At 63.8% G+C, this 12,386-nt stretch carries 13 protein-coding genes; 5 read left to right on the top strand and 8 right to left on the bottom strand.

Annotated features, from left to right (window positions below; genetic code table 11):
- The first annotated feature begins 106 nt into the window (after window positions 1-106).
- Window positions 107-1,357: a NupC/NupG family nucleoside CNT transporter gene (locus IC761_RS13530; RefSeq protein ID WP_195803728.1), complete on the top strand. Its 1,251-nt coding sequence runs from the start codon at window positions 107-109 to the stop codon at window positions 1,355-1,357.
- Between the two features lie 122 nt (window positions 1,358-1,479).
- Here the strand turns inward: IC761_RS13530 and IC761_RS13525 are convergent, their stop codons facing one another.
- Both IC761_RS13525 and IC761_RS13520 read right to left on the bottom strand, forming a co-directional pair.
- Entirely contained in the window at window positions 1,480-2,550 is a 1,071-nt protein-coding gene (locus IC761_RS13525) for a threonine aldolase family protein (protein ID WP_195803727.1), read from the bottom strand.
- A gap of 28 nt (window positions 2,551-2,578) precedes the next feature.
- Complete coding sequence (locus IC761_RS13520) at window positions 2,579-3,499, bottom strand: amino acid ABC transporter substrate-binding protein (RefSeq protein ID WP_195803726.1); 921 nt, start codon at window positions 3,497-3,499, stop codon at window positions 2,579-2,581.
- A gap of 117 nt (window positions 3,500-3,616) precedes the next feature.
- On the opposite strand from IC761_RS13520, the gene IC761_RS13515 reads away from it, so the two are divergent.
- The gene (locus IC761_RS13515; RefSeq protein WP_195803725.1) at window positions 3,617-4,537 is read left to right on the top strand and encodes a LysR substrate-binding domain-containing protein; all 921 of its coding nucleotides are present in this window, start codon (window positions 3,617-3,619) and stop codon (window positions 4,535-4,537) included.
- Between the two features lie 165 nt (window positions 4,538-4,702).
- Here IC761_RS13515 and IC761_RS13510 read toward each other — a convergent pair whose 3' ends face one another.
- On the bottom strand, window positions 4,703-5,230 hold the full coding sequence (locus IC761_RS13510; protein ID WP_195803724.1) for a cupin domain-containing protein: 528 nt from the start codon (window positions 5,228-5,230) through the stop codon (window positions 4,703-4,705).
- Window positions 5,231-5,407: 177 nt separating this feature from the next.
- Window positions 5,408-5,689: an usg protein gene (locus IC761_RS13505; RefSeq protein ID WP_195803723.1), complete on the bottom strand. Its 282-nt coding sequence runs from the start codon at window positions 5,687-5,689 to the stop codon at window positions 5,408-5,410.
- A gap of 401 nt (window positions 5,690-6,090) precedes the next feature.
- Here IC761_RS13505 and IC761_RS13500 point away from each other — a divergent pair, with 401 nt between their 5' ends.
- Together IC761_RS13500 and groL are read left to right on the top strand one after the other, a co-directional pair.
- A complete protein-coding gene (locus tag IC761_RS13500; RefSeq protein WP_130369321.1) occupies window positions 6,091-6,405 on the top strand; it encodes a co-chaperone GroES in 315 nt (104 codons plus the stop codon).
- Window positions 6,406-6,450: 45 nt separating this feature from the next.
- Window positions 6,451-8,091 (top strand): chaperonin GroEL, encoded by a 1,641-nt coding sequence (gene groL / locus IC761_RS13495; protein ID WP_195803722.1) that lies wholly within the window; start codon window positions 6,451-6,453, stop codon window positions 8,089-8,091.
- Between the two features lie 126 nt (window positions 8,092-8,217).
- On the opposite strand, the gene IC761_RS13490 is transcribed toward groL, so the two are convergent.
- The 3 genes from IC761_RS13490 to IC761_RS13480 form a co-directional block, all read right to left on the bottom strand.
- Window positions 8,218-8,505 carry a GIY-YIG nuclease family protein gene (locus IC761_RS13490; protein WP_195803721.1) on the bottom strand — a complete coding sequence of 96 codons (288 nt, stop codon included), beginning with the start codon at window positions 8,503-8,505 and terminating at the stop codon, window positions 8,218-8,220.
- A 68-nt stretch (window positions 8,506-8,573) separates the two neighbouring features.
- Complete coding sequence (lepB, locus tag IC761_RS13485) at window positions 8,574-9,320, bottom strand: signal peptidase I (protein ID WP_195803720.1); 747 nt, start codon at window positions 9,318-9,320, stop codon at window positions 8,574-8,576.
- A 128-nt stretch (window positions 9,321-9,448) separates the two neighbouring features.
- Complete coding sequence (locus IC761_RS13480; RefSeq protein WP_195803719.1) at window positions 9,449-10,282, bottom strand: LysR family transcriptional regulator; 834 nt, start codon at window positions 10,280-10,282, stop codon at window positions 9,449-9,451.
- Between the two features lie 251 nt (window positions 10,283-10,533).
- Here IC761_RS13480 and IC761_RS13470 point away from each other — a divergent pair, with 251 nt between their 5' ends.
- Window positions 10,534-11,163 (top strand): glutathione binding-like protein, encoded by a 630-nt coding sequence (locus IC761_RS13470; RefSeq protein ID WP_195803718.1) that lies wholly within the window; start codon window positions 10,534-10,536, stop codon window positions 11,161-11,163.
- Between the two features lie 7 nt (window positions 11,164-11,170).
- Here IC761_RS13470 and IC761_RS13465 read toward each other — a convergent pair whose 3' ends face one another.
- Window positions 11,171-12,262 (bottom strand): DUF2778 domain-containing protein, encoded by a 1,092-nt coding sequence (locus tag IC761_RS13465; RefSeq protein ID WP_195803717.1) that lies wholly within the window; start codon window positions 12,260-12,262, stop codon window positions 11,171-11,173.
- Window positions 12,263-12,386 lie beyond the last annotated feature (124 nt).

The following is a 12,386-nucleotide window of genomic DNA, read 5'->3' as shown; positions in this document are numbered from 1 at the left end:
GTGGCTGACGCGGGCCCGCTTGTCAACAGCGGGACTGCCAGCAACATTCCCGGCATTGCGTTTGCAACGCACGCGCGGCCATAATCATTGGGGCTTTGGGGACATCATGCTACGGCTGCAATCGACACTCGGCGTTTTCGCATTGCTGCTGATCGCCTTCGCGCTCGCGGAGAATCGCCGCGCGGTTTCCCTGCGCCAGGCGCTGATCGGCCTCGTCGTGACCTTCGTCACCGCGATCGTGCTGCTGAAGGTGCCGATCGTCGCGCATGCTTTCGGCGCCATCAACGATGTGGTCGGCGCGATCTCGGCAGCCTCGCGCGCCGGCTCCTCCTTCGTGTTCGGCTATGTCGGCGGCGGCACCCTGCCCTTCGAGCTGAAGGTACCGGGCGCCGATTTCATCCTGGCGTTCCAGGCGCTGCCGATCGTGCTTGTCATGAGCGTGCTGACGACGCTGTTGTTCTATTGGCGGGTGCTGCCGCCGATCGTGCGCGGCATGGCGTGGCTGCTCGAACGCACGCTCGGCGTCGGCGGCGCCGTGGGCTTGTCGACCGCGGCGAACATCTTCCTCGGCATGGTCGAGGCGCCGTTGTTCGTGCGGCCCTATCTGGCGCAGATGTCCCGCAGCGAATTGTTTCTGGTGATGACCGGCGGCATGGCCGGCATCGCCGGCACGGTCCTGGTGCTCTATGCGACGCTGCTTGCGCCCCTCATCCCGGACGCGGCCGCGCATTTCGTCATCGCCTCCGTGCTCGGCGCGCCGGCCGCGATCCTGGTCAGCCTGATCATGGTGCCGGAAACCAGCGACAAGCGCACCGGCGGCGCGCTGGAGGATCCGGAGATGGACGTCTCCGGTACGATGGACGCGATCGTGAAAGGCACCGGCGCAGGACTAGAGCTGCTGCTCAACATCGTCGCCATGCTCTTGGTGCTGGTGGCGCTGGTCTATCTCGTCAACGCCATCCTCGGCCTGCTGCCGAATATCGGCGGCGCCGCGATCTCGTTGCAGCGCCTGCTTGGCCTGGTGATGGCACCGGTGTGCTGGCTGATGGGCTTGCCCTGGGACCAGGCGGTGACGGCAGGCAGTCTGATGGGGACCAAGACGGTGCTCAATGAGCTGATCGCCTATGTCGACCTGTCGAAACTCGCGCCCGACGCGCTCGACGCACGCTCGCGCCTGATCATGCTCTATGCGATGTGCGGCTTCGCCAATTTCGCCAGCCTCGGCATCATGATCGGCGGCCTGGGTGTGATGGCGCCGGAGCGGCGCGAGGAGATCAATGCGCTCGGGGTGAAGTCGATCGTGTCGGGGACGCTGACGACGTGTCTGATGGGGGCGATGGTGGGGGTGTTGAGTTAAGCGGCCGTAGCGGATGAAGCGCAGCGCAATCCGGGAAAGTGTGTGCCGTCGCAGGCAGCGGCCCCGGATTGCGCTTCGCTCCATCCGGGCTGCAAGGGACCCGATTCACACTGGCGCACGCTCTAAGCCAAGCCTGAGGCCACGGCGCGAAATGCCATGACCGCGCGATCGATGTCCGCATCATCGATATGGCGATGGGTCACACAGCGCAATCGATGCCTGCCCCAAGGCCTCGCCCTCAGGCCCACCCGCTCCAGAGCCTCCGACCACGCGGCGCTGTCACGCCCGGAGAGAGAGACATCAACCTGCACGATATTCGTTTGCGGGATTGTCGCGCTCACCTTTGGGTGCATCCTGTTCAACGCCTCACTCAGGGCGCGCGCACGCCGGTGATCCTCCACCAGACGTGCACCCATGACCTGAACGGCCTCCAACCCGGCTGCCGCCAGGATGCCGATCTGGCGCTGCGTGCCTCCCAGCATGCGGCGAAGCCTGCGGCTGCTGTCGATCACGGCCCGTGGCCCGGCGAGCACGGCGCCGGCCGGCGCGCTCAAGCCCTTCGACAGACACAGGGAGACCGTGTCGCAATGCCTCGCAATTTGAGCTGGCGCCACTTCGAGGGCAATCGCGGCGTTGAAGAGCCGCGCTCCGTCGAGATGCACCGGAACGCCGCGGACTGATGCCATGGCGTGCACGGCCTGCATATGATCAAGCGGCAGCACGGCGCCGCTCGCATTGTTGTGCGAGGTTTCCATCGCGACGAGGGCGGTCTTGAGCTTATGCCCATCGCTTTGCAGGGCGTTCTCCAGCAAGTTCAGGTCCATCGCGCCGGCGATACCGGCAACAGCCAGGTAGAACTGCCCGGTAAACGTCGCCGCCCCTCGTTCGGACGTGTACATATGGGCATTCGATTCCAACACGATCTGTTCGCTGCGCTGAGACTGCGCCAGCGTCGCCAGCAGATTGGCCATGGTGCAGCTCGGCACAAACAGGCCGGCGTCCTTGCCCAACGCTGCTGCCGCGACGGCCTCCAACTCCTGCACCGTGGGGTCACCGTCCAGCCCGTCATCGCCGATCGGCGCCGAGGCCATGCGGGAATACATCGCCTCGGTCGGCCTGGTGACCGTATCGCTGCGCAGGTCGACGGGCGGCAACTCGGCGCCCGCCGGGTTCGTCTCGTGTTGATGTGCCATTACGGAAACCCCTAGAGCGCTTGGTGCTTCATTCGTAGGCTGCCGGGTCGCCGGAATCGGTCGGGTTAGCCAACGCGCGCTTGAGGGCGGCGCTCATCGGAAATTTCAGGTTGAGGCCATGCGGCGGGATTGGTGAATTGAAATATTTGTCGTAGAGCGCCGCAATCTGTCCGTTCTTCATCAGGTCGATCACGGCCTCGTCGACCATCTTCTTGAAAGCAGGATCATCCTTCGGTTCGACGACGCCGTAAGGCGCCATCTCGAGACTCTTGCTACCGATCACGAAGTCATCCGGCGTCCTGGACGAGGCAACCGTGGCATAGGCGAGACCGTCGTCATTGGCAGTGCCAGCCACCCGGCCGGTCGACAGCATCAAGAAGGTCTCGGCGGTGTCCTTGCCCGGCACGACCGTGATGCCAAGATTGCTCTTGGCGTTGATCAGCGTAATCACCTTGAACGTCTGGCCGCCGGCCTGGGCGGCGATGGCCTTGCCGCGAAACGAAGTCGGGTCGTTGACATCGACCCCGCCATCCCTGCGCGCGACGAGAACGACCTGGGCGACGAAGGTGGTCGGAGCAAAGGCGACGAGTTTATGTCGCTCGACATTGTTGGTCGTGTTGCCGCATTCGAGATCGATCGTGCCGTTGGCGAGCAGCTGAATGCGTGTGGCCGAGGTTATGGGAGCATAGCGAGTCTCGAGCTTGGGGAGCTTGAGCGCAGTCTTGATCGCCGCCACCACCTGTTCGCAGATTTCCACGGTATAGCCGATGGGCTTCTGGTCGGCGTCGAGATAGGCGAACGGCACCGAGGTCTCGGGATATCCCAATGTGATCGAGCCGCTCTCGCGGATCTTGTCCAGCCTGCCCGCACCCTGAGCCATGGCCTCGCTGGAAAAAAGAACCACAGCGGCGGCCGCTGCAGCGAGTGCCCTGATCGTCGTCGCTTTCATGTCGTCCTCTCTCTTGGCGAATGTCCGTGACGCCGTCCACGGTGGGTGCTCTGGACTATCGTCCAAAAGCTCGATCTGATGAAATTCCAGTTTCACACTCTCCTATACGGATTTGATATGGCGACCAGGCGCATGGGCTTGAAGCATGTGGAGGCTTTTCGGACGGTCTTCATGACGGGATCGATGACGCAGGCGGCCCAGCGCATGCATACCTCGCAGCCCCAGATCAGCCGCCTGATCGGACAGCTGGAAGCGATCACGCAATTCCCGCTGTTCGACCGCAGTGGGGGCCGCCTCCGCCCGACCGTGGACGGATCGCGCTTCTTCCAGGAGGTCGAGAAGACTTTCATCGGCTTGGCCGGACTGGAGGCCAGCGCAGCCAGCATCCGTTCGTTCGGCATGGGGCGGCTAAGCGTTGCGGCGATGCCGCGCTTGGCCGGCGGCCTGCTGACGCGCATCGCGGCGCGCTTCAAAATGGACTATCCGCATGTGATGATCTCGATCCGGTCCGGCACGGCGAGCGCCGTGCACGACTGGGTCAGCTCCGGGCTTTGCGACATGGGGTTGGCCATGCTCTACGGCGAGGTTGCGGGAGTGCATGTCGAGCCGGCGCTCAAGACCCGTTGCGTCGCGATCATGCCGAAGGCCCATCGTCTTGCGCAGAAGAAAACGCTGCGCCCTGCCGATTTCGCCGATGAAGCCTTCATCTCCTTCGCCACGGGGAGTCCGCTTCACGATCGCATCGATACGATCTTCGCGCAGGCGAGCGTCACGCGCCGTATTGTTGCCGAAACCGATCTGGGCGCATCGGTCTGTGCCCTGGTCGCGGCGGGTCTCGGCATCAGCATCATCAACCCGATTGCCGCGCATGACGAAAGCTCCGGCGCGGCTCTGATCACGCGCCCCTTCAGCCCCGCCGTCCCTGTCACGATCGCACTGCTCTATCCGCCTTATGCCGCGCGCGGCCGGTTGATCGATGCCTTTGGCGAATATGCACGCAAGATCATGAGCGAGGAACTGGGCTATCTCGAGCGGTAGCCGACCGGCGCGGGACTACGCGGGGATGCTGCCCGAGCAGCAAGCGAGTAGCCCGGATGGAGCGCAGCGCAATCCGGGACGACCACCTCCGCGGGGAAACCTTCCCGGATTTCGCTGCGCTCCATCCGGGCTACAAGGCCCCGTCATTGCGAGCGAAGGAAGCGCCTACGCCTTCAACTCCACCGTCCTGAACTCCGCCGGCAAAATCACTTCCAACAGCTCGACGTCATCCGAATAATCCAAAATCATGTGCTTGATCTTCGGCGGCTGAGTCCAGGCGCTGCCTTCCTGCATCAAGGTCTCCCCCTCGCCGTCCATGTAGGTCTTCACCCAGCCCTTGAGCACATAGACCATCTGGAAGTCGACGGCATGGAAGTGCAGTTTTGATACCTCTTCAGGATTGCAGGGGCCTTGCAGCCGGATCACATGCGCTTGCGCGAGGCCGTGGCTGGCAGCGGCAATGCCGAGGTCGCGGTACTTGGCGTAGGCGCGCAGGCCGTCGGCCTTGAAATCTTCCTCGCGGTGATGGCTGATGGCGATGCGCTGTTTTGGGCGGGCGGACTTCTTTGGAGCGGCCGCGCGGGCTTTTGCTTTCACCGCCTTGCGGGCCGTGGATCGCGTCGCGGCCTTGGCGCCGCTCCGCTTCTTGATTGCGGTCTGCGTTGCGCTGCGCGATTTTGCTTTCTTGGCCATCGGCCGCCTCCCGTTGTTGTTATGGGGAGAGGCTAGCACAGAAACAGAACTCGTAGGGTGGGTTAGCCTTGGGGCTGCGCGAAGCGCAGTCCGCTGGCGTAACCCACCATGCTTCCGCGACTGCCGAACGAGGTTGGTGGGTTACGCTACGCTAACCCACCCTACAAAGCCGGGCCTTCAATGCAGCCGGAACACGCCGTCGACAGCGCGCAACTCGGCGGGCTTGATCAGCTTGGAATGCGCGACCATGACCGAATGGAGCGGGCCGTCGAGCTTCTCCTGCCAGAACGCCAGGAAGTCGCTGAGCGCCGGGAATTTCGGGAACATGTCGTAGTTCTGCCAGACATAAGTCTGGAGCAGCGAGGGATGATCCGGCATCCGATAGAGGATTTGTGCCGTCGTCAGCCCGTAGCCCAGCATCTGTTTCCGGAAGTCCTCGGAAACGCCCCGCAGTCCCATGCCAACCTCCTTTGCAGGAGCGCATTCAGGGGGTGGCTTTCCGGTACGCTGCTGACGCGCCACCCGGTGGAGATGCGCTCACATGAGAGAAATGTGACGCAAACTGACAACTCATCTCAAGCCCAAAAGTTTAACAAGTTGTTGAAATTCAATGCGTTAGCAGCAGAGAAGACTCCGTGCTAATACGGCCCCCAAGGGGGCCTCTTAGAGGCCCTCCGAAGCCGGTTAACGATGGTAAAGAGATTTGGCAGACAGGCCTTCTGAGTGCCGATTTTTCTGCTAGAAGCCCTTGCCCCCGCAAAATTCCTGTCCTATTTCAGCCTCGCCTGTGCTAGCACTCGCGGGCAACGATTGCTAACAACGCAAAAATCCCAACTCGTGCAAATATTTAGGAGGACTGCATGAAATTCCGTCCGCTTCACGACCGCGTCGTGGTCAAGCGCATTGACGCAGAAGAGAAGACCGCTGGCGGCATCATCATTCCCGACACTGCCAAGGAAAAGCCCTCCCAGGGTGAAGTCGTCGCCGTTGGCCCGGGTGGCCGCGACGAAGCCGGCAAGCTGGTTCCGATCGACCTCAAGGTCGGCGACCGCGTGCTGTTCGGCAAGTGGTCCGGCACTGAGGTCAAGATCGACGGCGTCGATCTCTTGATCATGAAGGAAAGCGACATCATGGGCGTCCTCGACGTCCCCGCTTCCAAGAAGAAGGCGGCTTAACAGCCCCCTCTCTCCCTCCATTCAAATCCTCAAGGAAAAATCCAGATGGCAGCTAAAGAAGTCAAATTCTCTGTCGAAGCGCGCGACAAGATGCTCCGCGGCGTCGACATTCTCGCCAACGCGGTGAAGGTCACGCTCGGTCCGAAGGGCCGCAACGTCGTGCTCGACAAGTCGTTCGGCGCTCCCCGCATCACCAAGGACGGCGTCACCGTCGCCAAGGAGATCGAGCTCGAGGACAAGTTCGAGAACATGGGCGCGCAGATGGTGCGCGAAGTCGCCTCCAAGTCCGCTGACGCGGCCGGCGACGGCACCACCACGGCGACCGTGCTCGCCGCCGCGATCGTGAAGGAAGGCGCCAAGTCGGTCGCCGCCGGCATGAACCCGATGGACCTCAAGCGCGGCATCGACCTCGCGGTCGAGGCTGTGGTTGCGGACCTCCAGAAGAACTCGAAGAAGGTCACCTCCAACGACGAGATCGCCCAGGTCGGCACCATTTCCGCCAATGGCGACGCCGAGATCGGCAAGTTCCTCTCGGATGCCATGAAGAAGGTCGGCAACGAGGGTGTCATCACCGTCGAGGAAGCCAAGTCGCTCGAGACCGAGCTCGACGTCGTCGAGGGCATGCAGTTCGATCGCGGCTACATCTCGCCCTACTTCGTCACCAACGCCGACAAGATGCGCGTTGAGATGGACGACGCCTACATCCTCATCAACGAGAAGAAGCTCTCCTCGCTGAACGAGCTGCTGCCGCTGCTCGAGGCCGTGGTGCAGACCGGCAAGCCGCTGGTCATCGTCGCGGAAGACGTCGAGGGTGAAGCTCTCGCGACCCTGGTCGTGAACCGCCTCCGTGGCGGCCTGAAGGTCGCGGCCGTCAAGGCTCCGGGCTTCGGCGATCGCCGCAAGGCCATGCTCCAGGACATCGCGATCCTGACCGGCGGCCAGGCGATCTCGGAAGATCTCGGCATCAAGCTCGAGAACGTCACGCTCAACATGCTCGGTCGCGCCAAGAAGGTGATGATCGACAAGGAGAACACCACGATCGTCAACGGCGCCGGCAAGAAGGCCGACATCGAGGCGCGCGTGGCCCAGATCAAGGCGCAGATCGAGGAGACCACCTCGGACTACGACCGTGAGAAGCTCCAGGAGCGTCTGGCCAAGCTCGCTGGCGGCGTCGCGGTGATCCGCGTCGGCGGCGCGACCGAGGTCGAGGTGAAGGAGCGCAAGGATCGCGTTGATGACGCGATGCATGCGACCCGCGCGGCGGTCGAGGAAGGCATCGTCCCGGGCGGCGGCGTCGCCCTGCTCCGTGCCTCCGAGCAGCTCAAGGGCCTGCGCACCAAGAACGACGACCAGAAGACCGGCGTCGAGATCGTGCGCAAGGCGCTCTCCGCGCCCGCTCGCCAGATCGCGATCAACGCCGGCGAAGACGGCTCGGTGATCGTCGGCAAGATCCTGGAGAACAAGACCTACGCTTACGGCTTCGACTCCCAGACCGGCGAATACGTCAATCTCGTCACCAAGGGCATCATCGACCCGACCAAGGTGGTCCGTACCGCGATCCAGAACGCAGCTTCGGTTGCCGCGCTCCTGATCACCACGGAAGCCATGGTCGCCGAGCTGCCCAAGAAGGGCGGCGCCGGTCCGGCGATGCCCCCGGGCGGCGGCATGGGCGGCATGGACTTCTGATCCAGCCGTTCAGGCACAACACCGAATGCGAAACCCCGGCAGCGATGCCGGGGTTTTTGTTTGGGGCCTCGTCATTCCGGGGCGCGCCTTCTTGGGGCGCGAGCCCGGAATCCATAACCACGAACCTCAGCTGGCTATCCCGCTATAGAGATCATCCCAGTTCGGGTTCTGCTCCTCGATCAGCCGCGTTTTCCAATCGCGTCGCCACTTCTTAAGCTCCTTTTCGCGCGCGATGGCGCTCTCAGGATCATCGAAGACCTCGAACAGAACGAGCTTGTCGACGCCATACTTGGTCGTGAAGCCAGGAACGGCTTTAGTTCTGTGCTGATACACGCGACGCACAAGATCGTTGGTCACGCCAATGCAGAGCATGCCGTGTTTTCTGCTGGCGAGGATGTAGACGTAGTAGGCCATTTCGTCCGCCTGTGGTTATGGATTCCGGGCTCGCGCCAAGGGGCGCGCCCCGGAATGACGGGGGCCTCCTACCCCACCTTCCCCATCCGCTCCGGGCGCAGCTCGCCATTCTGGTTGAGCGACCAGAAGATCCGCGTCACCTTGCCGACGAGATTGTCCAGCGGGACGAAGCCCATCGCCGACTTGAAGCGGCTGTCGGTGGAGTTGTCGCGGTTGTCGCCCATCGCGAAGAAATGGCCTGACGGCACGGTGTAGACTTCGGTGTTGTCGACATAGCCATTGTCGACGCAGTCGTAGGTGACGTAGCTCGCGCCGTTCGGCATCGTCTCTCGCCAGCGCTTGACCCTTGCACCGTCCTCGCCGCCGCAGGCGGAGCCGGCGCGCAGCTCCTTAAGCGCAACGCGCGTCACCGGCTTGTCGTTGAGGAAGAGCTGCCCCTCGCGCATCTGGATGCGATCGCCGGGCAGACCCACCACGCGCTTGACGTAGTCGACCGAGGTGTCCTTCGGATTGCGAAATACGACGATATCGCCGTATTCGGGGTCGGCGGCGAAGACGCGGCCCGAGATCCATGACGGCGCGAAGGGAAACGAATAGCGGTCGTAGCCATAGGCGTACTTTGCGGCGAAGACGTAGTCACCAACGACCAGCGTTGGGTTCATCGAGCCCGAGGGGATGTTGAACGGCTGATACAGGAAGTAGCGAAACAGGAAGGGCGGTGACCACAGCACCGGGATCAGCAGGATCAGGACGATGATCGCCTTCCATTCCCGGGATGCGGCCTTCGGCCGGATGGTGTCCTGAACAATGGTCATGCGCTTGATCCGTTTCGGCCTGCAACTGCCGCGAGATTACGCAACCTGCGGGCCCGCGCAATCCCTGCTTCCAAGCTTTGGTCGTGCGGCGCGCGGGCTGCGTTCAACAGCGCCGCGGCGCGAAGCGATCAGCCTTGCGCGATATCCCTGAAGCAGTCGCGGATCCATGCGATGGTGAGCCGCGTCGCGGCGTCGCGCTTGAGATGGTTTTGCACGAGCAGCCAGGCATCGCGCCGCCTCTGTAGCAATGTGGCGCGCAGGCGGCGATCGCCGAGCAGGTCCGCGCAAACATACTCCGGCAATACGCCGGCGGCCCGATGCGCGCGGATCAAATTGCGGATGACGCGGACATTGTCGGTGACGCAGCGCGCGCGGGCTGTCTTGGTGCGCAGGAATTGCATCTCGGGAATGGCGCCGAGCTCGTCGGGATAGGCGCACAGCATCGGCTCGCCCTCGGTCGCGACAGGCTCGACATAATAGAGCTTGACGTCACCGAGCCGGGAGATCGCGAAGTCACCCTTGTCGGGCTTGCGCAGGCGGATGGCGAGATCGGCCTCCCAGCGCGAGAACTTGACGTTCTCGCTCGAGGTGAGGAATTGCAGCGTCAGGCCGGGATTGGCGCGCAGGAAATCGCTCGCGCGCGGCGACAGCACCGCCTCGGCGACCGTGTTGGTGGAGGCGATGCGCAGGCGTCCCACCGGACCTGCCAGGCTCTCGCCGACGCGACCGATCTCGGCGGCATGTGCGGCCATCGCCTCGACATGCGCCAGCACCGCCTCACATTGCCGTGTCGGCTTGCGGACGCCGTCGGCGGCCTCGAACAGACGCAGGCCGAGCGCACGCTCGATGCGCGACAGCCTGCGCCCGACCGTGGTCTCGTCGATGCGCAGCCGCGCGCTGGCGCCGGCATAGGTGCCCTCGTCCCTGACGGCTGCGATGATGCGCAGATCGTCCCAGTTCATGGCGTCAGGCTATACCGGCCGGGAGCGGCCTGCAATATCGCAGCCACCCGCTGCAATTTCCCTGCATATCGGCAGGCATTCCCGGGGCTATGTTCGTTGCGCCTTTTGCTCCGGAGAATGTCCAGACCATGACGACCGCAAAGACCCTGTTACAGCTCGCCGGTGCCGATCTCAACCCGCCGCGTCTTGGCGATGCCGCGCTGGTGCTGATCGACGCGCGCGTCGATGCGCTGACATAACGGAGCAACGCGATGCTGCAACTCTATTTCTCGCCGATGGCCTGCTCGCTTGCGAGCCGCATCGCGCTGATGGAAGCTGGCCTGGAAGCGCGCTATCGCCAAGTCCATCTCTGGACCAAGAAGTGCATCGAGGACGATGCGGATTTTTGTTCCATCTCGCCGAAGGGCGCGGTGCCGGTGCTGATCATGGAGGATGGCGAGCGGCTGACGGAGAACGCCGCCGTGCTGCAATATATCGCCGATCTGAAACCGGAGAGCGGCCTCGCCCCGCCACCGGGCGATATCGACCGCTACCGGCTCCAGGAATGGCTGAGCTTCACCGGCACCGAGATCCACAAGGGCTTTCTGTTTCCGACCTTCTGGTACAAGGACGACGCCTCGCTCGCCAAACCGCGCGCGAGGATCACGCAGACATTGTCGGTGCCGTCAGCCCATCTCGCCGATCGCGAATTCCTCGTTGGCCAACGCTTCACCATTGCGGATGCCCATCTCGCCTGGGCCTTACTGCTGCTTCGTCCCGCGGGCGTCGACGTCGCGCAATGGCCGTCGCTGTCGGCCTATCTCGAACGCATGCAGGCGCGGCCTGCCGTGAAGGAAGCGATCGCAATCGAGGCGGCGCTACGCAAGACCGTAACGCCCTAAGCGTGGATCACTCCACCCGCGGCAGCACCGCGAGCTTGCGGATGCCCTTGTTGCGGTAGGCGTCGAGGAACGCGTAGTAATCCTTGAACGAGACGCAGCCGTTGGAATCGCCGTTCGGCCCGAGCATGAAGGTGTGGGCGAGCAGGCCGTCGCGGCCGTAGATCGCGTCCTCGCCGCCGATCGGCGTCAGGCGCAGCGCGGGCACGCCGTGGAACAGCGCTTCGCGCGGCTTCAGCAAGTAGATGTGCGGCGGCGTCACGCCGCGCATGCGCACGCGCGAGGAGCGCGGATCGTCGAGATTGGAGCCGAGGCCGGAATGCGCCTCGAGCCGGGTGCCATCCGGCAGATAGACCGTCTTGGCGGTGATGTCGTAGACCGCAGTGTCGCGCTCATAGGGCGGCGCGCCGCCGAGCATCGGGTTCTGCTCCTTCGGCGCGATGGACGCGGTCACGCTGGCGTCGGCAGACGCATAGGCGAGCAGCCCGCCGGACGGCTCGCGCTTGCCCCAGAGCTTTTCCACCATCGACGGACGCGGACCGGTGATCGACAGCACCGCCGCCTTGGCGCGGTCGGCGAAGGATTTCGGTTTTGCCTCGGGCGCCGGCACGATCTCGGCCGGATCGGCCGAGGCCAGCTGCACCGAGGCATCCGGCGCGCGCTTGGCCTTCGCGACATCTGCGACCTTGTCGGCGACCCGCTCAGCGACCTTGGCCGGGTTCAGCGGCTTCAGCACTTCCGCGACCTTCGCGATCACGGTCGGCTTCGGGGCTTCGGCGACCTTTGTCGCCGGCGCAGCACTCGCCGCATTCGATTCCACGCCCTGCGTCGCAGCCGCGGCAAAGCGCTCGTTGAACATCTCGCGTGAGATCGGCGGGGCCACTTGCAGCCGGTCGGGCAGCAGCGCAAACGTCTCCCGGATGGCCTCGCCCGCCTCCCGCAGCGCAACTTTCGGCGCGCGCTTGATCACGGGCTCGTCGTAGCCGGCACTGCCAACCGTCGGATAGACGCTGGCGCCGAGGATGTTGGTGTAGACGGTCCAGCCGGCGCCAAGCATGACGCAGCCGATCACGGCGGCGCCAAGCACGTTTTGGGTGGTCATTTTCCGGGAAGGCTTCCGATAAAGATTCTTGGGATTCTCGGACTTCCGTGCGGCGCTACTCTGCGCAGCGATACTCGTACTCATTCGCCTTGCGTCCAGGACGGTGTCACTTAGTCCCCCTTCG

The sequence above is a fragment of the Bradyrhizobium commune genome (assembly GCF_015624505.1).
Taxonomy (GTDB): Bacteria; Pseudomonadota; Alphaproteobacteria; order Rhizobiales; family Xanthobacteraceae; genus Bradyrhizobium; species Bradyrhizobium commune.
The sequence above is the reverse complement of the archived record's forward strand: the minus strand, read 5'-3'. Positions and strand labels throughout refer to the sequence as shown.